Here is a 26,812-nt window from a genome sequence, read left to right as displayed (position 1 = left end):
GCAGTAAGCCGGAAATCACTTCCCACTGCCGGTCGGTCAGTCCATATCGCCGCATCGGTCGCCCCCTCGCTTCAGGCGACCTCCTATGAATCATTCATTCAATACTTTGGGAATCCCATAATTGACGACACACCCTAGGCCGCGTCGGGCAGAGCCGGTACGCCGCGATTGAACAGCCGGTTCACGTCGATCAGCGCAACCATGCGTTCCTCATGGGTCGCCAGTGCGCTGACGAAGGATTGCTCGCTGTCGCCCGCCGTGGACGGAACCGGCTGCAGCGCCTCGGTATCCAGCGCCAGGATGTCGGAAACCGTATCGACCAGCAGGCCGCAGGATTCGCTGCCGATCTCGACGACGATCACCACGTTGGCGCTGGTCGGCTGGGTGGCGCCGCCGCCGAGGCGGACGCGCAGATCGAAGATCGGCACGACGGCGCCGCGCAGGTTGATCACCCCGCGCACGAAGGGCGGCGTGTTCGGCAGAGGCGTGACATCGGTCCAGGCGCGGATCTCGCGCACCGTCAGCAGATCGAGACCATAGGATTGATCGTCGATCGTGAAGGTCAGCACTTCCTGGCTGGCATGGGCTGCCGCGGCGGGCTGGGCCTCTTTGCCGTTCGGCATGGCGGCTGGAACACTCATGGCGCTCACACTTTCTGTCGAGGTCGATCGCTCGGCCGGAATTCTTTCGGCCCGTGACGCCGTCCCGGGTAACAAGGACGGCGCTGGCCCGATGGGATGGGATTTCGAGTTTTGCGGCCCCTTCGGTGGTCCGACCGGCAGCCGCGGTAACATCGCGGCTGCTTCAGGGTACCGCCTCAATTAAGGCAGAGTTGCATCGGGCCTGCAACTGAATTCGCCCCACGGTTACCAAGGCTTAAGCTGCGATCCTGCTTTTTGGGGTCTGCTACAGGCGAAGCTCTATCAGTTGTGGCCCATGCTCGGCCAGGGCGGCGGAAAAAGCCTTGGCGAAGCTGCCCATATCCTCGACCCGCCGGCCCAGCACGCCATGGCCCTTGGCCAGCGCCACCCAGTCCGGGTCGGGACGATCGAGCGTGAGCATGTCGATCGCGCGCGGTCCCGGATTGGCCGCGCCGACATTGGCCAGTTCGTTGCGCAGGATGGCGTAGGAGCGGTTGGCGAACACCACCATGGTGACGTTCAGGTTCTCGCGCGCCATGGTCCAGAGCGCCTGCAGGGTATAGAAGGCGCTGCCATCGCCGGTCAGCGCCACCACCTTGCGCTCGGGCCGGGCGATGGCGCAGCCGACCGCGACCGGCAGGCTGTAGCCGATCGAGCCGCCCATATTGTTCAGCCAGTCATGCGGCGCCGAAGCCGCAGCGGCGGCGAAGATGCCGCGGCCGGAGGTGATCGATTCATCGACGACGATGGCGCCTTCCGGGAGCAGCGCCGCGATCGCGGCGGCGATCTTGTCCGGCGCCGGCGCGCCATCGGGGACAGCCGGTTTCGGCAGGGACGGCGCGGCGGGCGCCGCTTTCGGAGCGCCGAGGGCATCGGCGAGCCGTTCCAGCGCATCGATCAGATCGTCATCCACTGTCGCCACCGGCACGATGCCGCAGCCTTCCGGCAACAGCAGGCTCGGCTTGCCGGGATAGGCGAAGAAGGCCACCGGCTTGCGGGCGCCGACCAGGACGAGCTGGCGCACCTCCTTCAGATAGGCCAGCGCCTGATCGACCATGAAAGGCACGCGGCCAACCTCGGGCAATCCGCCGCCGCGCTCCATGCGGGCGCTGTAGCCGGAATTCGACAGCTTGCAGCCGGTAGCGGCACTGATCCTGGCCGCCAGTTCGAGGCCATGCCGGCGCAGGGCGATGCCGCCCAGCATCAGCATGCCATGGCCGCCGGCGGCCTTGAGCGCCGTGGCCGCGGCTTCGATCGCCGCCGCATCGGCTTTCCGCCGCGCCGGCGCTGCAATCGGCGCAGCCGGCTCTGCCGGTTCGGTCCAGGCGGTATCGGCCGGCAGGATCAGGCTGGCGATCTGGCCGGCGCCGGTCATGGCGGCGGCGACGGCTTCGGCGCCCAGCCGCGCCACATCGCCTGCCGTTTCGGCGCGGCCGATCCAATGCGATACCGGCCGCGCGATGCCCGCGATATCCGAGGTCAGCGGCGCGTCATGCTGCAGATGATAGGTAGCGTGCTCGCCGATCACATTGACGATGCCGGAATTGGCCTTGCGCGCGTTATGCAGGTTGGCGACGCCATTGGCGAGGCCCGGCCCCAGATGCAGCAAGGTGGCTGCGGGCTTGTCGGCCATGCGCCAGTAGCCGTCGGCCGCGCCGGTCACCACGCCCTCGAACAGGCCGAGCACGCAGCGCACCCCCGGCACGCGGTCGAGCGCCGCAACGAAATGCATTTCCGATGTGCCGGGATTGGCAAAACAGGTGGTCACACCGGATGCCAGCAGGCTCCGGACCAGGCTCTCGGCCCCATTCATGGAGGTTTCCTCTCGCTGCGTTCCCTACACTGATCAAATCAGATCAGCATGGTCGCCAGCAAGCCGTTCACCAGCTTGTCATTTCGCTGGCGCTAGAATTCCTGCCAATCGTCGTCATCGGCCGCGGCAGGCCTGGGGGCCGCCGCGGGCCTGGCTGCAGGCTTTGCCGGGCCCGGCTTCGGTGAGGCCGGCGTCGATGGAGCCGGCGCAGCTTTCGCTAGTGCCGGCTTCGCCGCCGGAGCGCGCGATGCGGCGGCTGCACTCGCCGTTGCGCCGGCCTCGCTTCTGAAGAAAGCGACGAGGTCGGCGAGTTCCATGGCCTGCTGCGACAAGGCCTGCGCCGAGGCCGAGGTCTGCTCGACCAGGGCGCCGTTGCGCTGGGTCATCTCGTCCATCGAGCCGACGGCGGTGTTGACCTGCTCCAGGCCGCCCGCCTGTTCCCGGCTGGCGGCGGCGATCTCGGCCACGATGTCCGAAACCTTCTTGATCGCGGTGACGATCTCGGTCAGCGAGGCGCCGGTCTGATTGACCAGTTCCGCGCCGGTCTTGACCTGCGCATTCGATTCGTTGATCAGCGTCTTGATGTCCTTCGAGGCATTGGCCGAACGCTGCGCCAGCGCGCGCACCTCCTGCGCCACCACCGCAAAGCCCTTGCCGGCCTCGCCGGCGCGGGCGGCCTCGACGGAAGCATTCAAGGCCAGCAGGTTGGTCTGGAAGGCGATCTCGTCGATCAGGCCGACGATATCGGCGATCTTCTGCGCGCTGTCCTCGATGCGGCTGACCGCGGCGACGGCGTCCTTGACCACGCTGCCGCCCTTTTCCGCCGTATCGCGGGCGGCCATGGCCAGTTGATTGGCGGCCTGGGCGTTATCGGCATTCTGCTTCACCGTTGCCGTGATCTCGTGCATCGAGGCGGCGGTTTCCTCGATGCTCGCCGCCTGGCTCTCGGTGCGGCTCGCCAGATCCTGGCTGCCGGTCGAGATTTCGGCCGCGGTGCTGCTCTGGGTTTCGGCGGCTTCGATGATGCGCCGGATCACGTCGGCGATCTTGTCCGCCATGCCGTTCAGGTCGCTCTGCAGCAACGCATAATCGCCCTCATACCGGCCGGCCATGCGGGCCTGCAGGTTGCCGGCGGCCAGGCCGGCGACGGCCTGCTTGATATTGGCGATCACGCCGGCGATGGTTTCCAGCAGGTCGTTCACGCGGCCGCCCACGGTGGCCATGGTGCCTTGCAGGGCGCCGGTATCGATGCGCTGCGCCAGGTTGCCGCTATTCGCGGCGGTGACGATCTGGCCGATGGCCTGATCGAGCAGCGCTTCCTGCGCGGTGCGGCCATCCTCGTTGCGGCGGCGTTCGTCTTCGACCTGCCGCTGCAGCGTCTCGCCCTGCATGCCGCTGTCGCGCAGCACCGCCACGGCGCGGGCGATGTCGCCGATCTCGTCGCCGCGTTCGGCGCCGGTGATTTCGGCATCCCAGTCGCGTTCGGCGAGGCGGCCAAGGGTGACGGTCAGGGTGTTGAGCGGCCGCGTGATGCCGCGGATGATCACCCAGCCCAGGCCGAGCACGATGACCGCGATTACGAGCGCGATGCCGCCGCTGACCGCCAGTTCGCGCCGGAAATTGGCGGCGACGTCATCCAGATAGATGCCCGAGCCGATCACCCAGCCCCAGGGCATGAAGCCTTTCACGTAGGAGACCTTCGGTACCGGCTTGTCGAAACCGGGCTTGGGCCAGAGATAGTCGACAAAGCCGGCGCCCTGGCGCTTCACCATCGTGACGAAGTCGACGAACAGCCGCTTGCCGTTCGGATCTTTCATCTCGGAGAGATTCTTGCCGAGAAGCTGCTTGGCGAAGGGATGCATGATCATGACCGGGGTCATGTCGTTCACCCAGAAATATTCCTGGCCCTCGTAGCGCAGCGTCTCCATCTCGGCCAGGGCCAGGCGTTTGGCATCGGCGTCGCTCAATTCGCCGGCCTGGGCGCGCTTGTGGTAATGCTCGGCGATCCCGTAGGCGATCTCGACCACGTTGCGGGTCTTGACCTGGCGGTCGGCCATCATTGAGCCGTACAGGCGGTTGAGGCCCTGCGCGCCCACCAGCACCAGGCCCACCATCGCGACAGCCAGAATGGCCCAGAGCCGCCAGGCCAGGCGCTTCCTGCTCTTGTACATTGTGAAGGCTCCCACCGCCTGCGGATCCGAAGCGACCCGCCGATGCCCAGTTGAAGCCGTTTCGGGGCGAAAAGCATCTACAAAAGCATTAACGTGTCCGGATTCGAGCGAGTCGATATCCCGGTGCAACCAGGGGAGGCTTCCCCGGCCTTCCGCCTGTGCCTTTCATCGCGCCATGCGGGTTGCTATGAACGCGCGCAACAAGGGTATTCCATGGCGCCTCCGCTTTTGATCCTGCGCGACATCCATCTTACCTTCGGCGGCCATCCGCTGCTGGACGGGGCGGAATTGTCCGTTTCCGCGGGCGACCGGCTTTGCCTGGTCGGCCGCAACGGCTCGGGGAAATCGACCCTGCTGAAGGTCGCCGCCGGCATGGTGCAGCCGGAAAGCGGCGACCGCGTGGTGCAGTCGGGCGTGACCATGCGCTACCTCGCGCAGGAGCCGGACCTGTCCGGATTCAAGGACACGCTGGCCTACGTGCTCGACGGCCTGGCGCCGGGCGACGATCCGCATCGCGCGCGCACCTTGCTGGAGGCGCTCGGCCTGACCGGCGGCGAAGCGCCGCAGCGGCTTTCGGGCGGCGAGGCGCGCCGGGCGGCCCTGGCGCGGGCGCTGGCGCCGGAGCCGGACATCCTGCTGCTGGACGAGCCGACCAACCATCTCGACCTGCCGGCGATCGAATGGCTGGAAGGCGCGCTGCGGCGCATCCGTTCGGCGCTGGTGCTGATCAGCCACGACCGGCGGTTCCTGAGCAATCTGTCCCGCGCCACCATCTGGCTGGATCGCGGCAGCACGCGGCGGCTGGAGCAGGGTTTTGCCGCCTTCGAGGATTGGCGCGACGCGCTGATCGAGCAGGAAGAGACCGAGCGCCACAAGCTGGATCGCAAGATCGCCGCCGAAACCGACTGGCTGCGGCATGGCATCTCGGCGCGGCGCAAGCGCAACATGGGCCGCGTGCGCGCGCTGATCGACCTGCGCCGCGAACGTCGCGAGCAGCGCAAGCTGGCCGGCAATGTGACGCTGACGGTGAGCGAGGCCGAGACGTCCTCGAAGCTGATCGCCGAGGCTAAGGGCATCGACAAGGCCTATGGCGACCAGGTCATTCTCAAGGATGTCAGCGTCAAGCTGCAGCGCGGCGACCGGCTCGGCATCGTCGGCCCGAACGGCGCCGGCAAGACGACCCTGCTCAACATCCTCACCGGCCAGCTCAAGCCGGATGCCGGGAGCGTGCGGCAGGGCGTCAATCTGGAACTGGTCACGCTCGACCAGAAGCGCGAGGCGCTCGATCCGGAAACGACCCTGCAGCAGGCGCTCGCCGGCGGCAGCGACCGCATCGCCATCAACGGCCAGCCGCGCCATGTGATGAGCTACATGAAGGATTTCCTGTTCGCGCCCGAACAGGCGCGCACGCCGCTGCGCGTGCTGTCCGGCGGCGAGCGCGGCCGGCTGATGCTGGCGCGGGCGCTGGCCAGGCCCTCCAACGTGCTGGTGCTGGACGAGCCGACCAACGATCTCGATCTGGAGACGCTCGATCTGCTGCAGGAGATGCTGAGCGATTATCCCGGCACGGTGCTGCTGGTCAGCCATGACCGCGATTTCCTCGACCGCATCTGCACGGCGATCCTCGCCTTCGAGGGCGGCGGCAGATGGCAGCTTTACGCCGGCGGCTATTCCGACATGGCGGCGCAGCGCGGCGCAGGCGTGCAGGCCAAGACCGCGCCGGCGGACAAGCCGGCACAGAAGGCCGCGCAGAAGCCGACACAGAAGCCGGCGCCCAAGCGCAAGCTCAGCTTCAAGGAAAAGCACGCGCTGGAAACGTTGCCGAAAAGGATGGACGAGCTGCGCGCCGCCATCGCCCGGCATCAGGCGGCGCTGGCCGATCCGCAGCTGTTCAGCCGCGATCCGGCGAAATTCGCGGCGTCGTCGCAGGGTCTGACGCAGGCCGAAGCCGATCTGGCGGCGGCGGAGGAACAATGGCTGGAACTGGAAATCCTGCGCGAGGAGCTGGAAGGCTGAGCGCTACTGCACCGGGCGGGGTTCCTGGCGCTGGCTGGGCACCAGCGGCGGCACGCCGTAGCCCAGATCGATGAAGCGCATGCCGTCGCCTTCTTCATAGGAATCCGGATCCAGCACGCTGCTGTCGGTCATGGTCTTGGTCAGCCCGGTGGCGCAGCACAGGATCAGGGTGGCCGCCTCGGCGCCGTTCTCGCAAAGCGGCGCGCCGGAAAACTCCACCGGCAGCACCGAACCGTCGGCGAAGCGCAGCCAGTAATAGATCACCACGCCGCAGGGCTGGGCCGCCTGGGCCACGGTCAGATGCGCGCGCCAGGCGCGGTTCTCCCGGCTGGTGAGATCGAGATAGTTCATGCCGGCAAGATCGAAGCCGAGCCGCTCGGTGATCATGCGGCCGACCATCGCGATGCGGATTTCGTCGCGGCCGCGGATGTCGAGCAGCAGGCAGTAATCGGCAAGATCGCCCAGCGCGGCGGCGGAGATGTCGCGCCGCTCGGGCAGCTTGCGGCCGCGCCGCCAGCGGTCCCAGATCGTGAAGAAGCGGCGGCTGTTGGCCGTCAGCGGCGACGGCAGGCGGTCGAGCAGATCCATGGCGCGATCATAATGCGGTTCCTGTGCGAGCGCCAAAAGAATACGGCCGGAGCGAGGCCCCGGCCGTGACGAAAATCAAGTTATCCTCAGATCAATTCTGACGGAATCTCACTTCGAGACTTTCTTGACGAAGCGATCGTCGAAGGTCTTCTTCAGATCGATATTCGCCTTGGCCAGGGCCTCGTCGAACTGCGCCAGCATATTGTAGGCGCTCTTCATGCCGCTTTCCGGAATGATGCCGGTGCGCGAATAGGTCTCCAGCGAATTCTGCACCGCCTGCTCGTAGAGCGCCCTGTCGCCGAGATAGTAGCTCTCCGGCACGGTGGCCACGACATCCTGCGGCTTGGCCTTGTCGATCCATTTCAGCGCCTTGTAGAAGGCGTTGACCAGCGCCTGCACCGTCTGCGGGTTCTGCTGGATGAACTCCTCCTTCAGGTAAAGCACCGCCGCGGGATTCGAACCGCCGAAGATGGCCTTGGTGCCGGCTTCGGTGCGGCTGTCGGCGAGGATGAACACCGCCTTGTCGGCCTGCAGCTTGGAGATCACCGGATCGAGATGCGAGATCGCGTCGATCTCGCCTTTCTCCATCGCCGCGACGCCCGAGGCGCCGCCGCCGACACCGATATAGGACGAGGCCTTCGGATCGCCGCCGGCCTTGGCGATCAGGAAATCGACGAAGAAGTTGGTCGAGCTGCCCGGCGCGGTGACGCCGATCTTCATGCCCTTCAAATCGGCCGCGGTCTTGACCTTGCCCTCATGCGACTTCTTCACCGCCAGCACGATGCCGGGGAAGCGGCCGAGCTCGATCACGGCGCGGATATCCTGGCCCTTCTGCTGCATGCGGATGGTGTGCTCGTAGGCGCCGGTCACCGCATCGACGCTGCCGCCGATCAGGGCCTGCAGCGATTTCGAGCCGCCGCCGAAATCGTTGATCGTCACATCCAGGCCTTCCTCCTTGAAGTAGCCTTTCCGCTCGGCGATCGTCAGCGGCAGATAGTACAGCAGCGGCTTGCCGCCGACGCCGAGCGTGAGCTTGCTCTTCTCCGGCGCGGCCTGGCTGGCGCCGCCGCCCAGCAGCAGCATCGCAACCGCCGCTGCAATCAACATCTTCACCTTCATCGTTCCCTCCGTTGATAAAAAGCCTGTTTACGTCGTGCGCGCGGCCGGCTCGGGCCGCCAGACCAGCAGGCGCTTTTCGATCAGCGACACCGCCATGTCGATGACGATGACGAACAGCGACAGCACCAGCATGCCGGAAAACACGCCGGTAACGTCGAAGACGCCCTCCGCCTCGTGAATCTTGTAGCCGAGCCCGGCCGCCGAGCCGAGATATTCGCCGACCACCGAGCCGACCAGCGCGAAGCCGACCGATGTATGCAGCGATGAAAACATCCAGGTCAGCGCCGCCGGCCAGTAGACATGGCGCATCAGCTGGCGCTCGTTCATGCCGAGCATGCGCGCATTGGCCAGCACCGTGGGGCTGACCTCCTTCACGCCCTGATAGACGTTGAAGAAGACGATGAAGAAGACCAGCGTGAAGCCGAGCGCCACCTTCGACCAGATGCCGAGGCCGAACCACAGCGCGAAGATCGGCGCCAGCACCACGCGCGGCAGGGCGTTCGCCGCCTTCACATAGGGGTCGAAGATGGCGGCCAGCAGCGCGCGGCGGGCGAAGGCGAAGCCGACGACGATGCCGCCGGCGGCGCCGATGGCGAAGGACAGCACGGTTTCGAGCAGGGTGATGCCGATATGGCCCCAGATCTCCGGGCCGGTCAGGTCCTTCCAGGTGCGGCCGAGCACTTCGAGCGGTGTGGAAAAGAAGAAGGGCGGCGCCAGCGGCTTGCCGTCGCCCATCGGCACGGTGGTGAGCAGATGCCAGAGCACGAGGCCGGCAACGGCGACCAGCACCTGCGTGGCGATCAGCAGCGCGCGGCTTCTCACGGCTGTATCTCTCCCTGGCTGTAGGCTTTCTGCACCTCGACGCGCAAGGTGGCCCAGATCGCCTTGTGGATCTCGTGGAAGGCCGGCTCGATACGGATTTCGGCGATGTCGCGCGGCCGCGGCAGCGTCACGCTGTAGTCGCCGACGATGCGCGCGGCCGGCCCGGCCGACATCACCACCACGCGGTCGGCCAGCGCGATCGCCTCTTCCAGGTCGTGGGTGACGAACATGCAGGCCTTCTTGTCGCCGCTGGCGCCGCCTTCCGCGGCCCAGAGGTCGAGCAGCAGGTTGCCCATGATCTGGCGCGTCTGCGCATCCAGCGGACCGAAGGGTTCGTCCATCAGCAGAATCTCGGGATCGCGGATCAGCATCTGCGCCAGCGCGACGCGCTTGCGCTGTCCGCCGGAGAGCATATGCGGATAGCGGTCGACGAAAGCCGCCAGGCCGACCCGGCCCAGCCAGTCGCGCGCGCGGGCCAGCGCCGCGCCGCGCTTCACGCCCTGCGGCTCCAGCGCGACGGCTACGTTGTCGATCGCGGTCTTCCACGGCATCAGCGCGTCCTGCTGGAAGAGATAGCCGGCCTTGGCGTTCAGTCCCGCCAGCGGCGCGCCGTCGATCTCGACCGTGCCGGCGCTCGGCGTCAGCAGTCCGGCGGTGGCGTTCAGCAGGGTGCTCTTGCCGCAGCCGGTCGGCCCGACGATGGCGATGAATTCGCCCGGCTGCACGGCGAGGTCGATGTCGCGCACGGCGCAATGGCGCTGGAGCGAGCCGGCGCCGAAGGTGATCTCCAGGCCGGAAAGCCGCACGGCCGGACAGCCGGCAAGGCCGGGCCGGGCCGGCGCGGGCGCGGTCTGCGGCGCGGCGGATTGCGGTCCCGATTGTGACGTTGCGGCACTGGCGGCCACCGGTTTCCTCCCTCTGGCCGAATGGCGGCGATCCGCCCGGCCTTGTTGTCGCCCCGGAAGCCGGCACGGTAGCGAGGCGCCGCGGGGCGGTAAACCCCTTATGCTCCGGTCTGCATTGCGTTTTTCTCGACGGCGTTGCGCGCCGGGCTCAAGGCATGGCTCAAAAGGACGTCTTAAGGGATGTCCTGGCGGCCGCCGGATTTTGCTGCGGCCCGCGGCCAGTCGTTGCGATGGCCGGCTGTTGCGCGATGGCCGGCCGTTATGCACCGCTGTCGCCCATTCCGGGCCGGCGGCGGATCGCGGCGGACCGTTTTGCGCCATTCCGAACCGTTTTGCGCCATTTTGAACCATTCGCGCTTATTTCCGTCTTGTTTCGGCCTATTCCGGCTTATTTTGGCTCTTCGCGCGCGGCCCGGCGGTTCCCGCGGTTTTTCAAGGCATTGCACAAATTACCTATGCCGCGCAGGCGCGCCCCTGACAGGCCGCCTAAACGGCCCTTGCGGAGGGATTCACGCTGGACAGCAACGGTGAGAACAAATATAGATCAAATATGCAGACAGCAGCAACGCTTCCGGGACGCTGGCCGGGTCGGTCCGATAGGGCAGGGCACCTATCGGGCGATAGGATAGGCGCCGTTGCGCGGGCGATCGGTCCCAACGATGGCGGCCAATTCCTCAAGTCGCATAGGTCCCCGAACGCTGCGGCTTCCCGGTCAATCTTCGATGGCGAGCGGCAGATCTGCCGGTAGACGGCCCTTTCGGGCGACCAGTTTGGCGCCGACATTGTCGTCCAGGGCAAGCCGGGCCAGGGCGAGGTTGATGACCTCGCTGTCACTCGTCACGCGGCCTTCTTTTTGGCGGCGCGCAACAGGTCGCCGGACACCCGGCCGCTCACCTTGGTGCGGCGCGGGTCTTCGCGCAGCCATTTTGCGAATTTCTTCAGTTGCTGAGCAGTCTTGATGCCTGATGGCAACGCCGCCCGCGCCGGCGGTTGGCTGGCGGCCTTGCGGCGGCCGGCGCCGCTATCCCATCATCCCGCCGAGAAATCCCCACGGATCATGCGTGCGGGCGATCGAGACGATGAAGCCGTAGACGGCGGCGCCGGCGATCCAGAGCGCGATGCGCCGCGCGCGCGGCACGCTTGGTGAAAACGCGAACAGACGCAGCGCGACGAAGACCAGCACCAGCAGCAGCTTCACCGTCAGCCAGGCGTCGATGAAGGGATATTGCTGCAGGATGGTCATCAGCATCAGCGCGGCGGTAAGCCAGACCGTGTCGACGCTGTAGCTCAGATAGCGCAGCCAGGCGGCGCCGCCATGGCGCAGCGCCAGCGCGCCGCGCAGCAGGAACAGCAGGCCCATGAGCGAGATGGCGGCGATATGGACGAGCCGGATCTCCGGGTAGAATACCGCCATCCGGCCCGCCCTTACCGCAACCGCATCCGCTCAGCGCCCGCCGGGCAGGGGCTCAGCATGCGCTCATTCGGCCGCGCCGCGCCGCGCCGTCCGCGTCGCCTCACCGCCGTCCTGCCGCGCCGGCTCGCCCTCGCGGCGCGGGAAGACCCACAGCCCGATGACGAAGACGGCAAGCGCCAGCGCGCCGATGGCGAAGATGGTATCGCCCGGCACGCGCATCCAGACCAGCAGGTCGATGATCGGCTGCTGCATGAAGGTTTCCGAGCGGGCATACCAATAGCCATGCTTGAGCGCGGCGAAGAGCTGCAGCGTGCCGAGCGGCAGCAGCGTCAGCAAAGCCATCAGCGCCAGGCCGATATTGAAGCACCAGAAGCTGAACTTCAGGATGCCTTCCGGCCAGGCGAGGTCGGGTTTCATGCCGCGCAGGCAGAACAGCACCAGGCCGATGCCGAGCATGCCGTAGACGCCGAACAGGGCGGTATGGCCATGCAGCGGGGTCAGGTTCAGGCCCTGCATGTAGTAGAGCGACAGCGGCGGGTTGACCAGGAAGCCGAACAGGCCGGCGCCCACCAGGTTCCAGAAGGCCACCGCGATGAAGAACATCACCGGCCAGCGATAGCGCCGCATCCACTGCGTCGCGCCGCCCAGCCGGTAGGTGTGGTAGGCCTCGAAGCCGATATAGGCGAGCGGCACCACCTCGAGCGCCGAGAAGCTGGCGCCCAGGGCGAGCACCGGCGTCGGCGTGCCGGAGAAGTAGAGGTGATGCAGGGTGCCGAGCACGCCGCCGGCCCTGAAGACGATGGTGGCGAACAGCACGGCGACGGTCGCCATCCTCACCTGCAGCAGGCCGAGGCGGGTGAACAGGAAGGCGATCACGGCGGTGGCGAACACCTCGAAGAAGCCTTCGACCCAGAGATGGACCAGCCACCAGCGCCAGTATTCCACCACCGACAGCGCGGTATGCTCGCCCCACATCAGCGCCGCGCCGAAGAAGACGCCGATCGCCACGGTGGAGAGGAACAGCAGCATGACGATGGAGCGCGCTTCCGACTGGCCGCGCAGGGTCGGCCACAGGGCGCGGCCGACCAGGAACAGCCACAGCATCAGGCCGATGAACAGGAACCACTGCCAGAAGCGGCCCATATCGGCATATTCCCAGCCCTGATGGCCGAACATGAAGTTGTTCGGCAGGCCGAGCTTCTGCATCACCGCCAGCCATTGCCCGGCGAAGGCGCCGACGACGATGACCAGCAGGCAGAGCCAGAGCACGTTCACGCCCAGGCGCTGAAAGCGCGGCTCGTAGCCGGACACCGCCGGGGCGATGTAGAGCCCGGTGCCGAGCCAGGCCAGCGCGATCCACAGCACGGCGAGCTGGGTATGCCAGGTGCGGGTGATCGAATAGGGCAGCAGATCGGCCAGCTTGAAGCCGTACACATACTGGCCTTCGATCTGGTAATGCGCCGTCATCGCGCCGAACAGGATCTGCACCAGGAACAGCGCCAGCAGCACCCAGAAATATTTCGCCGTGGCCAGCATCGACGGCGTCGCCTGCACATGGCGCATCGGATCGAAATCGGGCAAACGCTGCGGCTCGGCGCCGGCGTCATGCGTCACCGCATAATGCCAGCCGAGCAGGGCGATGCCGGCGATCAGGAACAGCACGCTGAAGGCCGACCACAGGAAGGTGCTCGGCGGCGGCGCGTTGCCGATCAGCGGCTCGCTCGGCCAGTTGTTGGTATAGGTGATGTCGTCGTCGGGCCGGTCGGTGCCGGCGGCCCAGGCGGTCCACCAGAAGAAGGCGGTCAGCGCGCGGCGATTCTCCGCGTCCGGCACGGTGTTGTCCTTCATGGCGTAATCGTCGCGCAGCTGCGCCGTCTGCGGATCGTCGCCGAACAGGCTTTCGTAATGCGAGGCGACGGCGGCGATGGCGGCGGCGCGGTCGGCGCCCAGCGTGATCGTCTGCGTCGCTGCATCATAGGTATTCGCCCGCATGCGCGCCTTCACGCGGCCCTGCAACGCCGCCTTCTGCTCTTCGTTAAGCGCATCGTAGCTCTTGCCGAAATCGCGCTGCGCCCAGGCGCCGAGCAGCGCCATGATCTCGCGGTGCAGGAAATCGGCGCTCCAGTCCGGCGCGACATAGGCGCCATGGCCCCAGATCGAACCGAGCTGCATGCCGCCCATCGACTGCCAGACCTGGCGGCCCTTTTCGATATCGTCCCGGGTATAGACGACCTTGCCGTCGGCGGAGACGACCCGCTCGGGCATCGGCGGCGCCTTCTGATAGATCTGCTCGCCCGTCCATAGCAGAACGCCGAAGGAGGCGATCAGAAGGGCGGCCAGAAGACCCCAGAGCGTCTTGGTGCTGTTCATGTGAAGTCCTCCGCGTTCGGGAAGCAAGGGGGGATGACCCAGGCTTCGGCAATCCAGGCGTCTACGGACTCGGCTTCAACACTGCTGCAGGAGGCAAAACGCGCTCCGCCATTCTCAAGCTGTTTCATTCTTGCGCCTTTTAAATCGTCAAGACAACCGCAAATAGGACATTGACAGGGTTCTGGTTGCGGCCCGCATCGCCTGCCGCATCTGCGTGGAAGCGAGGCGTGGTAGAGCATTCCCGCAGCGTTGTTTCGTTGCGGCAGAGCAAACAGGGCGCATCGGCTGCCGCGGCTTGATAGGACGGCCGCCTCGGTCCATATCGCGGGACAGTCGTCCTTATCGAAAGGAGACTGATCATGTGTCGCGGCGTGGAATCGCCATGGTGGAAACGCCTCGCGCGAGGCCGAAACCGAGGCGGCCCGGCCGGAGGCCAGGCCGCAAGCCGGACCGTCAACCGGACCGTCAACCGGGCCGGGCGGCAGTCCTGCAGCGAAGACGCCTGAAATCGGGGCGAAGGCCTTCGAGCCGGCCGAATAGGCGACCGATACAGCGGGCGAAACGGCGCCTGGCCGCTGACGCAGGCCGGCTGGCGCAGGGCATTCAGCCCGCCGCCATCAGTTCCCGTTCGGCATCGCCGTGCAGCGCGGGCATGGCGGCGGGTTTCGGCACCGGCGGAAAGAAGCGCGCCATGTTGCGCTGCGTGTAGTCGGTCAGGTTGTCGAGCTGCAGGACGCGGTCGCGCAGCGGCGAGGCCAGCGGCGGAACGGTCAGCGTCGCCAGGAAGGCCGTCGCGGTGGCGTCCACCGCGCTCATGCCGCTGCCGAACAGATAGTCGCCGCCGCCCAGCAGCATGGCCAGGGCATTCAGCGAGCGCAGGCCGAGTTCGGCGATCTCGTCATAGGCATGCCGGCCCAGGCCGTGCGCCTGCAGATTGGAGATCACCCGCGCCCGCGCCGCATTGCGCAGATCGTCCTGCAGTTCCGCCGGCGCGGCATCGTAGAAGCGCGCCGGGCCGGCCTGGAACGCCTCTTCCGGCACCCAGCGGAACCAGGCGATCGCCCAGCCGAGATGATCCTCCAGCATTCGCTCGACCGCCCAGGCCTCGGCGCGCTGGCGCGGCTTGAGCGCGGCATCGAGATCGAGGCCGCGGCTGCGCTCGATATGGGCGCGGATGAACGTGGAATCGGCCACCACGCTGCCGTCGGTATCGCGGATATAGGGCAGCTTGCCTTTCGGCGCGGCGGCAAAGCCGGTGACGTCCTTCACATATCGCAGCTTCGCCATGCGCAGCTGGATTTCGGTCTTGACCGTATAATGGCTGGCATCCGGCAGGCCCATCCAGGGGCCGAAGCCGTAAAGGATGATCGGGGTCTTGTCGCTCTGTCTCGCATCGGCCGGGATCGCGGCGGTCATCACACTCTCTCCTGTTCAGCATCGTTGCCCTCTTGTACGCCCGTCCTGCTGACAGCATGCTGTCAGGAGCCGCCATCCAGGATGCGATCCCAGGACATTTCGCCATGCGCCGCGCCGACCGCCTGTTCCAGATCATCCAGATTCTGCGCCGGGCACGGGCGCCGCTGACCGGCGAAGCAATCGCGGCCGAGCTGGAATGCTCGTTGCGGACGGTCTATCGCGACATCGCCGACCTGATCGGCCAGCGCGTGCCGATCCGTGGCGAAGCCGGCTTCGGCTACGTGCTGGAAGGAGGCTACGACATGCCGCCGCTGATGCTGACGCCGGACGAGATCGAGGCCGCCGTGCTCGGCGCGCAATGGGTGGCGGGCCAGGGCGATCCGGCGCTGGCGCGGGCGGCGCAGGACCTGATCGCCAAGATCGAGGCCGCGGTGCCGGAGAAGCTGCGGCCCTATCTGGCCGAGCCGGCCTCCATCGTTTCGCAATCGGGCGAGCCGCGGCCGCCGGACCGCATCGACCTGGCGCAGCTGCGCGCGCAGATCCGGCTCGGCCGCAAGCTGGCGCTGGATTACGCCGATGTCGAGGGCCGCACCACGCGGCGCGTCATCTGGCCGGTCACGCTCGGTTTCATGCAGACGGTGCGCATCGTCGCCGCCTGGTGCGAGTTGCGGCAGGATTTCCGCCATTTCCGCACCGACCGCGTCCTTGCCGCCGAATTCCTCGACGAGCGCTATCCGCAGCGCCCGGCGGTATTGCGCGCGCAATGGCGCGACAGCCTGCGGCGCGAGATGGAGCGGCGCAAAGGCGCCCGGACGGAATAGGCGCCCTCGCCGCCCGCGAGGAACACCCGCCCTTCGTCGGATGTTTTTCCAACGCGCGCATCGGGCGCGATGAAGGAGCAAGCGATGAACTGGGATCAACTGAAAGGCAACTGGAAGCAGATGCGGGGCAAGGTGCGCGAGCAATGGGGCGATCTGACCGACGACGATGTCGAGCGCGCCGCCGGCAACCGCGACCAGCTGGTCGGGCGGATTCAGGAACGCTACGGGGTCGCCAAGGAAGAAGCCGAGCGGCAGGTGGAGGATTGGTCGCGCCGCATGCAATAAGCCGCCCTTGCGGGCGGCGCGGCCGTAAGCGCTGACCTGACACGATGCGGGGGAGCCCGGAGACGATCCGGGCTCAGCCTGCCTTCCGCCCGCCGCACTGCCGCCCGCCGCACTGCGCCTGATTTACCTCGATCACCAGCTCATCAGCGCCCGCCACAGACGCGCGACGGGGCCGGGCTGCGCCGGCCGGCTGCTGTGATAGGCCGCGCGCACCATATAGGCGACGCCGCCGGCATAGGCCGTCGCGCCGTGATGGCAGTAGCAGACGATGCGATGCATCTGCCGGTCGGTCAGGCCGAAATAGCGCTTCGCGGTGCCGTAGGTGTCGTCGGTCAGCCCGTCGGCGCGCAGCACCGGATCCTCGAAGGCGACGCTGATGGCGGAATTGTCGCAGCGCGTGCGGTCGCGCAATTCCGGTTCGAGATATTCGATCTCGAAGAACGTCGCCAGCGCGCGCTCCTGGTGGCGGCGCAGCAATTCGTTCCAGCGATGCAGCCGCTCCTGCTGGTTCAGCGCGCGGCGCCGGCCGGCAAACCCGGCCGCAGCCGGATATTGGGTGAAGATATCGGCTTTCTGTTGCAGGCGATCCTTGGTCGTCGATTCCATGTCGGCTCTCCTCCTATGCCTCCTGTATGCGCGAATGATGCCGCGCTGCGGTTGCAGCGCCTGACATAGAACACCGCGGCCTATGGCGGGTTCCCCTGGCCGAGCGCCGATGCGCAAAGCCGATGCGTTTCTCACGCAACAGGCACGGCGTTGTCGCTTGGCCGCTAGCGCGGCGCCGCAGGCCGCCGCTGCATCGCATCAGCCGCCTGCCAGGCCTCTTGGCGGCCGGCCCGGCGGTTTCGTATAGTTTCCCCGCTATGCCGGATCGACCTAGACCGGGTGCTGGACAGCCATTCCGGCCAGTAACGCCGCGCCACCGATGACCCTAGCGCTGGAAATCGCGCTGATCGTGGCGCTGATCGTCCTGAACGGCCTGCTCGCCATGTCGGAGCTGGCCGTCGTTTCGGCACGCCGGGCGCGGCTGCAGGCGATGGTGCGCCTGCGCCGCAAGGGCGCGCGCCGGGCGCTGCAGCTTGCCGCCGATCCCGGCCGTTTCCTCTCCGCCGTGCAGATCGGCATCACGCTGGTCGGCATTCTCGCCGGCGCGTTTTCCGGCAGCACGCTGGCGCATCGCTTCGCGCTGTGGCTGGCCGGGCATGGCTGGCTGGCGCCGGCCGCGGCCGATTCCGTCGCCTTCGCCGTCGTGGTCGGCGGCGTGACCTATCTGTCGCTGATTATCGGCGAACTGGTGCCCAAGCAGCTCGCGCTGAAGAATCCGGAAGCGATCGCCGCAGCGGTGGCGCCGGCGATGTCCGCCCTGGCCGGGATCGCCGGGCCGCTGGTGCTGCTGCTCGACAAGTCGTCGCAGCTCGTCCTGCGGCTGACCGGCGGGCATGGCGTCGCCCGCGGCGCCGTCAGCGAGGAGGAAATCCGCCAGCTCGTCGCCGAGGCGGAAAGCGCCGGCACGGTCGAGCCGGCCGAGCGCAAGATGATCGCGGCGGTGATGAAGCTGGGCGACCGCTCGGTGCGGGCGGTGATGACGCCGCGCCGCGAACTGGACTGGATCGATCTCGATGCGCCGCGCGAAAAGCAGCTCAAGATCCTGCGCGAAACCATGCATCTGCGCCTGCCGGCGGCGCATGGCAGCATCGACGAGCCGATCGGCAGCGTCGGCGTCAAGGATGTGCTGAACGCGCTGCTGGATCGCCGCCTGCAGGCCGACGATCTGCTCGCCTCCGATACCGCCAAGCCCGATGCCGCCGAACCGCATGGCGCCCAGCCGGGCGAGAACGGCCTCGCCGCGCTGGTGCATCCGGTGCCGGCGGTGCATGAAAGCGCCGATGTGCTGGATGCGCTGGCGCTGCTCAAGCGCTCGCCCAGCGGCATGGCCTTCGTGGTCGACGAGTTCGGCAGCCTGGAAGGCGTGGTCACCGCCAGCGACATCCTGGAAAGCATCGCCGGCGATTTCGCCCTGCCGGGCGAGGCGGACCTGCCCGGCATCGTCCAGCGCAACGATGGCAGCTGGCTGATCGACGGCAAACTGCCGCGCGACGAGCTCGGCGAGCGGCTCGGCCTGATGCTGCCCGAGACGGACGGGCATCACACGGTGGCCGGCTTCCTGCTCGACCGCTTCGGCCGCCTGCCCGCTGCCGGCGACAGCGTGGACTGGAACGGCTGGCGTTTCGAGGTGATGGACATGGATGGCCGGCGCATCGACAAGGTGCTGGCGGTGCCGCCCAGGGCGGAGGCTGCCGCAGAGGAAGATGCCGGCTGGGAGATCTGATCGGACGGTCCGGATCAGGCAGTATCGGGTCGATACCAGTTCCGAAAGACAAGCGGGCAAAAAAAAGGGCCGCAGCGAGTGCGGCCCAAGTCTAGGGAGGAAACGCCCGAGAAGGGCATGCAACAAACCGGAAAGCTTGTTGCGATGCACAATGTAGTCTTGTCTCGGGTGCAGTGCAAGAGGAAAGTGAGGAAAAAACGTCGCACCTGCAATTTCATGGGCTTAGGTCATTTTCTGACTGGGAATCCAGGATTTTGCGACAGAATGTTCGCCGGCCTGCAATTGTGCAGGCGCGAATTAAATCGAAGTGTTGCGCCTAAGCCACAGGCAATCGGCCCGCTGGCGCGTTTTTGAGCAGCGCGGCCGTCCCGGCCTTCCCGGGGCAGAAATCCTCATGCCGCTTTGGCATTCCGCGGGCCTGATCCTCTCGCCTGACCCTCCCGCCTGCACCTCCGCCCGGACCCCGCCGCAGCCTTGCCGGGCCGCCTTACCGCGCCATGCCGTGATACTCCTCGTTCGGCATCATCTCGATGGCGGCGGCCATGCGGTTCGACATGTTGAAGAAGCTGGCCGTCGCCGCGATGTCCCAGATGTCGCGGTCGCTCCAGCCCGCCTTACGCAGCGCTGCGCGGTCGGCCTCGACGATCTTGTCGGGGCTTTCGGTCAGTTTCGCCGCGAATTCCAGCGCCGCCTTCATCTTGTCGCTGAGTTCGGCGCTGCGCCAGTTCATCACCATCAGCTCGCCCAGCTTGGGATCGCCCGACAACTGGCGCACCGCCGCGCCATGCGCGGTGAGGCAATAGAAGCAGTGGTTGATGCTGCTGACCGCGACGGCGATCATCTCGCGCTCCAGCTTCGACAGGCCCGAAGGCGCCAGCATCAGCTCGTTGTACATTTCGGTAAAGCCGCGCAGCTTCTTGGCATCGAAGCTGTAGCTGAGCAGCACATTCGGCACGAAGCCGATCTTCTCGTCGCATTTGGCGAAATAGGCCTGCGTATCGGGATCGAGCTCGCTGCGGGCGGGAACCGGGATATCCAGGGCGTGAATGCGTTTGGGTTGCGACATGCGTTCCTCCGTATCGCCGCCAGTCTAGGAGCAAAATTTCCCCGCGTCATGCGGCGGAACAATGGCGGCGGGCGGGGGTTCGGCCATACCGAGCGCAAGGAGGCCGCCATGCATGTCCAGCAGATGATCGCCACCCATCCGGGGGCAAAGGGCCGAACGCACGACGCCATCGTCCATTGCATCGAGGAATGCCTCGACTGCGCCCAGGCCTGCACCGCCTGCGCCGATGCCTGTCTGGGCGAAAAGACGGTGGCGCAGCTTACGCAATGCATCCGGCTCGATCTCGACTGCGCCGATCTGTGCGCGGCCGCTGCCGCCATGGCCTCGCGACGCACCGGCAACAACCAGGCGGTGATGCGCATGACGCTGGAGGCCTGCATCGAAGCCTGCCGGCTCTGCGGCGAGGAATGCGCCCGCCATGCCGGGGAGCATGAGCATTGCCGGCATTGCATGGAGACCTGCCAAAATTGCGAGCGGGTCTGCCGCGCGGCGCTCGATGCGATGAAGCCGGGCGTGCATTGAGCCAGGCCTGATCAATCCCGCACAGGCGGGAATCCGGTTTTTAAATTTGGGCTCCGGCTCCGGCTTCGCTTCCGCGGGAGCGACGAGACGGCTTGCCGCCGGTCAAATTACCGCCGGTCAAAGCCGGCGCGGAAGCCGCCGACCTGGCCGCGATGGCGCAGCAGGTGGTCGGCCAGCACCAAAGCCATCATGGCTTCGCCCACCGGCACGGCGCGGATGCCGACGCAGGGATCGTGCCGGCCCTTGGTCGCGATTTCGGTTTCGCTGCCGAAGCGGTCGATGGTCTCGCGCGGATTCAGGATCGACGAGGTCGGCTTGACGGCGAAGCGCACGACGATGTCCTGGCCCGAGGAAATGCCGCCGAGGATGCCGCCGGCATGGTTGGAGCGGAAGCGCGGCCGGCCATCCTCGTCGCGGCGCATCTCATCGGCATTCTGCTCGCCGCTGAGCCGCGCGGCAGCGAAGCCGGCGCCGATCTCGACGCCCTTGACGGCATTGATGCTCATCATCGCCGCCGCCAGCTCGGCATCCAGCTTGCCGTAGATCGGCTCGCCCAGGCCGGCCGGAATGCCGCTGGCATGCACTTCCACCACGGCACCGACGCTCGATCCCGCCTTGCGGATGCCGTCGAGATAGTCTTCCCACTCCATCGCCATCTTCGGATCGGGGCACCAGAACGGATTCTGCGTCGTGCCGGCCCAGTTCCAGTTGGCGTAATCGATGCTCTTCTCGCCGATCTGCACCAGCGCGCCGCGGATCGTCACGCCGGGGCCGAGGATATGCGACAGCACCTTGCGGGCGACCGCGCCGGCGGCGACGCGCGCCGCCGTCTCGCGCGCCGAGGAGCGCCCGCCGCCGCGATAGTCGCGGATGCCGTATTTGGCCCAGTAGGTGTAGTCGGCATGGCCGGGGCGAAACTTGTCCTTGATGTCGCCGTAATCCTTCGAGCGCTGATCGACATTCTCGATCATCAGCATGATCGGCGTGCCGGTGGTCTCGCCCTCGAAGACGCCGGAGAGAATCTTCACGCTGTCGGGCTCGCGGCGCTGGGTGACGAAGCGCGACGAGCCCGGCTTGCGCTGATCCAGCCAATGCTGGATGTCGGATTCGGCCAGGGCGATGCGCGGCGGCGCGCCGTCGATCACGCAGCCCAGGGCCGGGCCATGGCTCTCGCCCCAGGTGGTGACGCGCAGGAGCCGGCCGAAACTGTTATCCGACATGGGGAATCCTATTCGGGCTTCCTGCCGCCCAGCGAGAGAAGCAGATCGGCCACCTGCGCCGCCTGATCGACCGCGACCATGCCGACGCTGTGATAGCCGCTGTCGACGTGATGCACCTCGCCGCTGACGCCGGCGCCGAGCTCCGACAGAAGATACAATCCGGCGCCGCCGACCTGCTCGATGGTGACGTTGCGGCGCAGCGGCGCGTTCAGCTCGTTCCATTTCAGGATATAACGGAAATCGCCGATGCCGCTGGCGGCCAGGGTCTTGATCGGGCCGGCCGAGATGGCGTTGACCCGGATGCCCTTCGGGCCGAGATCGACGGCGAGATAGCGCACACTGGCTTCCAGCGCCGCCTTGGCGACGCCCATGACATTATAATGCGGCATGACGCGCTCGGCGCCGTAATAGGTCAGCGTCAGCGCCGAGCCGCCCTCGCTCATCAGCTTTTCCGCGCGCTGCAGCACCGCCGTGAAGCTGTAGCAGCTCACATTCATGGTCAGCGCGAAATTCTCCGGGCTGGTATCGAGATAGCGGCCCTTCAGCTCGTTCTTGTCGGAAAAGCCGATGGCATGCACCAGGAAGTCGAGCTTGCCCCAGTCCTCGGCCAGCGCATCGAAGGTGGCGTCGATCGAGGCGGCGTTGGTCACGTCGCATTCGAGCAGATGCTTGGCGCCGACCGACTGGGCCAGCGGCCGCACGCGCTTTTCCAGCGCCTCGCCCTGGAAGGTGAATGCCAGCTCCGCACCCTGGGCATGCACCGCCTTGGCGATGCCCCAGGCCAGCGAACGGTCATTGGCCACGCCCATGATCAGGCCGCGGCGTCCCTGCATCAGTTGGCCGGCCATCTGCGGTTGCGATTGCGACATGAATCCCCTCGAAAAATATCAATTTTGCTAGCTGGCGAGGCGGTCGACGCCGCAACCGATGGGGCAGGGGCGTAACGGACACGACACACGATTGGGCCGGAGATTAGCCCAAAGCGTGGCTCCCGCCAAGGTGGATAAGCCTTTTATGAACAATGACTTGTGCGGAGTCTTTCAATCCCGCTCGTCCGGGCGCCCATGCTGTCCCGCCAGCGCCGTGCGGACGCGGTCGAGCCGGGCCAGCACCGCATCCTCGGGCAGTCCGGCCTGGCTCAGCGCCAGGGCGCCAAGCTGCAGCGAGGTCTCGACCGCTTCCGCGATGACGCCCTTGGCGCCGGCCTGGCGCAGAATCTCGACCTGCTGCCGGTCGCGGGCGCGGGCGAAGATCGCCAGTTTCGGCCAATGGCGGTGCGCCGTGGCGACAAGCTGGCGGGTGGCGGCCGGATCGTCCAGCGTCACCACCAGGGCGGAGGCCTTGTCGGCATCCAGCCGGGCCAGCAGTTCGATGCGGCTGGCATCGCCGAAATGCACTGGCCGGCCCCGGCCGCGATGCTCGGCGACGTTGACCGCGTTGAAATCGAGCGCAAGCCAGGGGATCTCCTCGGCGTCGAGCAGCCGCGCCACGGTCTGCCCGACTCGGCCGAAGCCGCAGATCAGCACGTGATCCTCGTGCGGTTCGGCCTGGGCGACGCCGAGCCGGTCGGATGCGGTCCGGCTTTCCAGCCGCTTTGCCGCCCGCTGCGCCAGCCGCGCGACGGGCGGCGTCGCCAGCATGGACAGCGAGGTGACCAGCAGCATGAAGGCGGCCACCTCCGGCGCCAGCAGTTCGAGGCGGCTGGCCAGCGCGATGACGACGAAGGCGAATTCGCCGCCCTGGCCGAGCAGAAAGCCGATCTCCAGCGCCGCGGCGCGCGAAAAGCCGAAGGCCAGCGCCAGGCCGCCGATGATGCCGCCCTTGAGCAGGAACAGGCCGGCGACCGAGAGCAGCACCAGGCCGATCTGCGACAGTTCGAGACGGACATCGATTCCCATGCCGACCGAGATGAAGAAAAGGCCGAGCAGCAGGCCCTTGAAGGGCTCGATGCTGACCTCGACGGCATGGCGGTATTCGCTTTCCGCCAGCAGCATCCCGGCCAGGAAGGCGCCCAGCGCGAAGGAGAGGCCGACGGCATTGGTGGCCATCGCCATGCCGATGGCGACCAGCAGCGTCAGCGCCATGAACAGCTCCGGGCTGCGCGCCGCGCCGACGCTGCGGAACAGCGGTCCGAGCAGGCGGCGGCCGATCAGCACGATCAGCGCGACGGTGCCGGCGGCGATCGCCAGCGTCTCGCCCAGCCGCCAGGCCAGTTCGCTGGCGCCGCCGCCGTTTTCCAGCGTGGCCAGCACGCTGACCAGGAAGAGGATGGGCACCACGGCCAGGTCCTGCATGAGCAGGATGGCGAAGCTGGCGCGGCCGACCTGGGTGGCGCTGCGCCGGCTCTCGATCAGAAGCTGCATGACGATGGCGGTGGAGCTGAGCGAAAGGCAGGCGCCGAGGATCACCGCCGCCGAGGCGGGGTTGCCGAACAGCTCGGCGACGCCGGCGATGCCGACGGCCGTCGCCACGATCTGCGCCAGTCCGAGGCCGAGCACCAGCCGCTTCATCTGCCACAGCTTCTGCAGCGACATCTCCAGCCCGATCATGAACAGCAGGAAGATGATGCCGAACTCGGCCAGCAGCCGGACCCCTTCGATATCGCCGATGGTGACGAAGCCGAGCCAGGGCAGCCGGTCGGCGAACAGCGCCAGCCCGTTCGGGCCGATCAGGAAGCCGACGACCAGAAAGCCCAGCACCGGGCTGACGCGCAGGCGCTGGAAGATCGGCACCACGATGCCCGCGGCGGCAAGGAAGACGACCAGTTCGCGCAGATAGGGAATGCCAGTGTCGTGTTCCAAACCTCGTTCCTCGTATGTCCTTCGGTTAATTGCCGCCACGGAAAGCGGCGGCGCCGAGGCAGGCGGCGGCCGGCGGCCATCCGCCCGCCGCGCGGCGGCGGAAATTGACCAGGATCAATCCTGCGGACGGCCATTTTGCTACGGTCCTGCCGGCTTTCACATCCGCTTTCCCGTTTCCTGCCCCAGACGAATAAAGAGGCTTTTGCGTATGCCGATGTCCGTTCCCCTTACCGCACCGGCCATGGCCCATCAAGCCCGGCCCGCGCGCCGCCGGGCCTGCCGATGATCGTGCGCATCATGGCCATCATCGGCATATCCATCGTCAGCCTGATCGTCCAGCTCGGCGTCGACCTGTTCCATCTGCGCGGCACCCTGCTGGAGGACCGCGCGGCGAAGACCCGCGAGCTGGTCGAGGTCGCCTATGGCGTGGTGCAGCATTACGCCGCCCAGGCCGAAAGCGGCGCCCTGAGCCAGGCGGCGGCGCAGCAGGCGGCCCTGGCCGCCCTGCAGGGGCTGCGCTACGGCGGCAAGGAGTATTTCTGGGTCAACGACCAGACGCCGGTGCTGATCATGCATCCCTTCGCCAAGGAGCTGGTCGGCCAGGATGTCAGCCGCTACGCCGATCCGGACGGCAAGCGGATCTTCGTCGAATTCGCGCGGCTGGCGCGCGAGAAGGGCGAGGGCGTGCTGCGCTATCGCTGGCCGAAGCCGGGCAGCAGCGAGCCGGTGGAGAAAATCTCCTTCGTGAAGGCCTATGCGCCCTGGGGCTGGGTAATCGGCAGCGGCGTCTATCTCGACGATGTCGATGCCGCGATGCAACACCAGATCGTCAAGACCGGCGTCGCGGTCACCGCCAACGGCCTGCTGCTGGTCTTCTTCGGCTGGCTGCTGGCGCGCGCCGTGGCCAGGCCGCTGCAGGCACTGGCCGCCGCCATCGGCCGGCTGGCCGAACGCGACTGGTCGGTGAGCGTGCCGCATACGGCGCGGGGCGACGAGGTCGGCGCGATCGCCCGCGCCGTCGAGGTGTTCAAGACCAACGGCCTGGAGAACGACCGGCTGCAGCGCGAAGCCGAGGCGATGCGCCAGACGGCGGAGGCCCAGCGCAGCGAGCGCGCGGCGCGCGAAGCGGCGGCGGCGGCCGAAATCGCCGCGCTGTGCGACGAGATCGTGCATGGCCGTCTCGAAACGCGCCTGAACGAAGCCGGCAAGGAAGGCTTCCTGCTCGCTATCAGCCGGCGGCTGAACAGCCTGACCGCGACGCTGCAGCAGATCACCACCGAGCTGGCGGGCGTCATGCACGGCATGGCGGACGGCGACGTCTCCCGCGCCGTGCATGGCGAATATCACGGCGTCTTCGCCGATCTGAAGCAGAGCGCCAACGGCATGGCGAATACCTTGCGCGGCTTCGCCGAGGAACTCTCCGTCTCGTCGGCGACCCTGCGCCAGTCGGCGGCGGAAATCTCCGCCGGCTCGGAGGATCTGGCGCATCGCACCGAAAGCCAGGCGGCGACGCTGGAAGAGACGGCGGCCGCCATGCATCAGGTCACCGCGACGGTGAAGCAGAATGCCGACAACGCCAAGGCGGCCGACGAGCTGGCGGCGGCGGCGCGCAGCACCGCCCATCGCGGCGGCGAGGTGGTCGCCGGCGTGGTGGCGGCGATGGGCGGCATCGAGGACAGCGCGCGGCGGATTTCCGACATCGTCGCGCTGATCGACGAGATCGCCTTCCAGACCAACCTGCTGGCGCTCAATGCCAGCGTGGAAGCTGCGCGCGCCGGCGAGGCCGGCAAGGGCTTCGCCGTGGTGGCGCAGGAGGTGCGCGCGCTGGCGCAGCGTTCGGCCAATGCCTCGAAGGACATCAAGACGCTGATCCAGACCTCCACCGCCCAGGTGCAGGACGGCGCCCGCCAGGTGCATCAGGCCGGCCAGGCGCTGGCCGATATCGTCGCTGCGGTCGAGAAGGTCACCGCCATCGTCGCCGAGATCGCCACCGCCTCCGACGAGCAGTCGCGCGGGCTCGACGAGGTGAACATCGCCGTCGGCCAGATGGACGAGATCACCCAGCGCAATGCGGCCCTGGTCGAGCAGACGCATGCCTCGGCGCAGTCGCTCGCCAACATGGCCCAGGGCCTGGCCGAACTGGTCGCCTTCTTCCAGCTCGGCGCGCGCCATGCCGAGCATCGCCAGGCGCATCGCCACGAAGCGGGCCCGGGCGATACCGTGACGCTGCAGGGCGCGACGGTGCCGTTGCGCAACTGGTCGCGCATCGGCCTGTTCTTCGGTCCGCTCGCGCGTCCGCCGGCCATGGGGGCGGAACTGCCGCTGCAGGTGCGGGTGGCGACCGACCGCGGCGTGCTGAATTTCCGCTGCACCGGCACCGTCACCAGGATCGACGGCGAGTATGTCGCGGTGCGCTACAGCAGCGAGGATGCCGCCGCCATTGCCGCGATCAAGGCCTATTTCGGCGCCGACGAGGCGTAAGTTTCCGGGCCG

24 protein-coding genes are annotated in these 26,812 nt (G+C 67.2%); 7 read left to right on the top strand and 17 right to left on the bottom strand.

Annotation, left to right across the window (positions count from 1 at the left end; genetic code table 11):
• Nucleotides 1-134: 134 nt before the first annotated feature.
• Entirely contained in the window at nucleotides 135-641 is a 507-nt protein-coding gene (locus tag VF194_RS04150; RefSeq protein ID WP_330888317.1) for a chemotaxis protein CheW, read from the bottom strand.
• On the opposite strand from VF194_RS04150, the gene VF194_RS04145 reads away from it, so the two are divergent.
• A complete protein-coding gene (locus tag VF194_RS04145; RefSeq protein WP_330888315.1) occupies nucleotides 640-825 on the top strand; it encodes a hypothetical protein in 186 nt (61 codons plus the stop codon). The two genes, VF194_RS04150 and VF194_RS04145, sit on opposite strands and share 2 nt — an antisense overlap.
• 81 nt (nucleotides 826-906) lie before the next feature.
• Here VF194_RS04145 and VF194_RS04140 read toward each other — a convergent pair whose 3' ends face one another.
• Together VF194_RS04140 and VF194_RS04135 are read right to left on the bottom strand one after the other, a co-directional pair.
• Nucleotides 907-2,454 carry an acetolactate synthase large subunit gene (locus VF194_RS04140; RefSeq protein ID WP_330888313.1) on the bottom strand — a complete coding sequence of 516 codons (1,548 nt, stop codon included), beginning with the start codon at nucleotides 2,452-2,454 and terminating at the stop codon, nucleotides 907-909.
• A gap of 92 nt (nucleotides 2,455-2,546) precedes the next feature.
• Complete coding sequence (locus VF194_RS04135; protein WP_330888311.1) at nucleotides 2,547-4,625, bottom strand: methyl-accepting chemotaxis protein; 2,079 nt, start codon at nucleotides 4,623-4,625, stop codon at nucleotides 2,547-2,549.
• A gap of 213 nt (nucleotides 4,626-4,838) precedes the next feature.
• Between VF194_RS04135 and VF194_RS04130 the strand changes: the two genes are divergently transcribed.
• Nucleotides 4,839-6,641, top strand: a complete 1,803-nt coding sequence (locus VF194_RS04130) for an ABC-F family ATP-binding cassette domain-containing protein (protein WP_330888309.1) — start codon at nucleotides 4,839-4,841, stop codon at nucleotides 6,639-6,641.
• 3 nt (nucleotides 6,642-6,644) lie between these two features.
• On the opposite strand, the gene VF194_RS04125 is transcribed toward VF194_RS04130, so the two are convergent.
• The 9 genes from VF194_RS04125 to VF194_RS04085 form a co-directional block, all read right to left on the bottom strand.
• A complete protein-coding gene (locus tag VF194_RS04125; RefSeq protein ID WP_330888307.1) occupies nucleotides 6,645-7,229 on the bottom strand; it encodes a PAS domain-containing protein in 585 nt (194 codons plus the stop codon).
• 108 nt (nucleotides 7,230-7,337) lie between these two features.
• The gene (locus VF194_RS04120) at nucleotides 7,338-8,348 is read right to left on the bottom strand and encodes an ABC transporter substrate-binding protein (RefSeq protein WP_330888305.1); all 1,011 of its coding nucleotides are present in this window, start codon (nucleotides 8,346-8,348) and stop codon (nucleotides 7,338-7,340) included.
• 27 nt (nucleotides 8,349-8,375) lie between these two features.
• Nucleotides 8,376-9,170, bottom strand: a complete 795-nt coding sequence (locus VF194_RS04115) for an ABC transporter permease (RefSeq protein WP_330888303.1) — start codon at nucleotides 9,168-9,170, stop codon at nucleotides 8,376-8,378.
• The gene (locus VF194_RS04110; RefSeq protein ID WP_330888301.1) at nucleotides 9,167-10,075 is read right to left on the bottom strand and encodes an ABC transporter ATP-binding protein; all 909 of its coding nucleotides are present in this window, start codon (nucleotides 10,073-10,075) and stop codon (nucleotides 9,167-9,169) included. The genes VF194_RS04115 and VF194_RS04110 overlap by 4 nt, the downstream gene beginning before the upstream one ends.
• Before the next feature lie 712 nt (nucleotides 10,076-10,787).
• Nucleotides 10,788-10,916, bottom strand: a complete 129-nt coding sequence (locus VF194_RS04105; protein ID WP_330888300.1) for a hypothetical protein — start codon at nucleotides 10,914-10,916, stop codon at nucleotides 10,788-10,790.
• Entirely contained in the window at nucleotides 10,913-11,047 is a 135-nt protein-coding gene (locus VF194_RS04100) for a hypothetical protein (RefSeq protein ID WP_330888298.1), read from the bottom strand. Before VF194_RS04100 ends, VF194_RS04105 begins: the two co-directional genes overlap by 4 nt.
• Before the next feature lie 49 nt (nucleotides 11,048-11,096).
• Entirely contained in the window at nucleotides 11,097-11,489 is a 393-nt protein-coding gene (locus VF194_RS04095) for a SirB2 family protein (protein ID WP_330888296.1), read from the bottom strand.
• Between the two features lie 63 nt (nucleotides 11,490-11,552).
• A complete protein-coding gene (locus VF194_RS04090) occupies nucleotides 11,553-13,859 on the bottom strand; it encodes a nitric-oxide reductase large subunit (RefSeq protein WP_330888294.1) in 2,307 nt (768 codons plus the stop codon).
• A 603-nt stretch (nucleotides 13,860-14,462) separates the two neighbouring features.
• Nucleotides 14,463-15,275 carry a glutathione S-transferase family protein gene (locus VF194_RS04085; protein WP_330888292.1) on the bottom strand — a complete coding sequence of 271 codons (813 nt, stop codon included), beginning with the start codon at nucleotides 15,273-15,275 and terminating at the stop codon, nucleotides 14,463-14,465.
• Between the two features lie 56 nt (nucleotides 15,276-15,331).
• Here VF194_RS04085 and VF194_RS04080 point away from each other — a divergent pair, with 56 nt between their 5' ends.
• Nucleotides 15,332-16,096 carry a YafY family protein gene (locus VF194_RS04080; protein WP_330888291.1) on the top strand — a complete coding sequence of 255 codons (765 nt, stop codon included), beginning with the start codon at nucleotides 15,332-15,334 and terminating at the stop codon, nucleotides 16,094-16,096.
• An 84-nt stretch (nucleotides 16,097-16,180) separates the two neighbouring features.
• Nucleotides 16,181-16,381 (top strand): CsbD family protein, encoded by a 201-nt coding sequence (locus VF194_RS04075; protein ID WP_330888290.1) that lies wholly within the window; start codon nucleotides 16,181-16,183, stop codon nucleotides 16,379-16,381.
• Nucleotides 16,382-16,513: 132 nt separating this feature from the next.
• Here the strand turns inward: VF194_RS04075 and VF194_RS04070 are convergent, their stop codons facing one another.
• Complete coding sequence (locus VF194_RS04070; protein ID WP_330888288.1) at nucleotides 16,514-16,987, bottom strand: hypothetical protein; 474 nt, start codon at nucleotides 16,985-16,987, stop codon at nucleotides 16,514-16,516.
• Between the two features lie 319 nt (nucleotides 16,988-17,306).
• Between VF194_RS04070 and VF194_RS04065 the strand changes: the two genes are divergently transcribed.
• Nucleotides 17,307-18,710 (top strand): hemolysin family protein, encoded by a 1,404-nt coding sequence (locus VF194_RS04065; protein WP_330888286.1) that lies wholly within the window; start codon nucleotides 17,307-17,309, stop codon nucleotides 18,708-18,710.
• Nucleotides 18,711-19,197: 487 nt separating this feature from the next.
• Here VF194_RS04065 and VF194_RS04060 read toward each other — a convergent pair whose 3' ends face one another.
• The gene (locus tag VF194_RS04060; protein WP_330888284.1) at nucleotides 19,198-19,776 is read right to left on the bottom strand and encodes a peroxidase-related enzyme; all 579 of its coding nucleotides are present in this window, start codon (nucleotides 19,774-19,776) and stop codon (nucleotides 19,198-19,200) included.
• Between the two features lie 108 nt (nucleotides 19,777-19,884).
• On the opposite strand from VF194_RS04060, the gene VF194_RS04055 reads away from it, so the two are divergent.
• On the top strand, nucleotides 19,885-20,298 hold the full coding sequence (locus VF194_RS04055; protein WP_330888282.1) for a four-helix bundle copper-binding protein: 414 nt from the start codon (nucleotides 19,885-19,887) through the stop codon (nucleotides 20,296-20,298).
• Nucleotides 20,299-20,405: 107 nt separating this feature from the next.
• Here the strand turns inward: VF194_RS04055 and aroC are convergent, their stop codons facing one another.
• The 3 genes from aroC to VF194_RS04040 all read right to left on the bottom strand — a co-directional run bounded on the left by aroC (nucleotide 20,406) and on the right by VF194_RS04040 (nucleotide 24,319).
• Nucleotides 20,406-21,518 carry a chorismate synthase gene (aroC, locus tag VF194_RS04050; RefSeq protein ID WP_330888281.1) on the bottom strand — a complete coding sequence of 371 codons (1,113 nt, stop codon included), beginning with the start codon at nucleotides 21,516-21,518 and terminating at the stop codon, nucleotides 20,406-20,408.
• Nucleotides 21,519-21,526: 8 nt separating this feature from the next.
• Nucleotides 21,527-22,387: an enoyl-ACP reductase FabI gene (fabI, locus tag VF194_RS04045; protein ID WP_330888280.1), complete on the bottom strand. Its 861-nt coding sequence runs from the start codon at nucleotides 22,385-22,387 to the stop codon at nucleotides 21,527-21,529.
• A gap of 171 nt (nucleotides 22,388-22,558) precedes the next feature.
• Nucleotides 22,559-24,319 (bottom strand): cation:proton antiporter, encoded by a 1,761-nt coding sequence (locus tag VF194_RS04040; RefSeq protein ID WP_330888279.1) that lies wholly within the window; start codon nucleotides 24,317-24,319, stop codon nucleotides 22,559-22,561.
• Between the two features lie 282 nt (nucleotides 24,320-24,601).
• Between VF194_RS04040 and VF194_RS04035 the strand changes: the two genes are divergently transcribed.
• Nucleotides 24,602-26,800: a methyl-accepting chemotaxis protein gene (locus tag VF194_RS04035; protein WP_330888277.1), complete on the top strand. Its 2,199-nt coding sequence runs from the start codon at nucleotides 24,602-24,604 to the stop codon at nucleotides 26,798-26,800.
• The last annotated feature ends 12 nt before the right edge of the window (nucleotides 26,801-26,812 follow it).

The organism is Ferrovibrio sp., assembly GCF_036381655.1.
Classification (GTDB): Bacteria; Pseudomonadota; Alphaproteobacteria; order Ferrovibrionales; family Ferrovibrionaceae; genus Ferrovibrio.
This window is presented reverse-complemented; position numbering and strand designations above follow the sequence as displayed.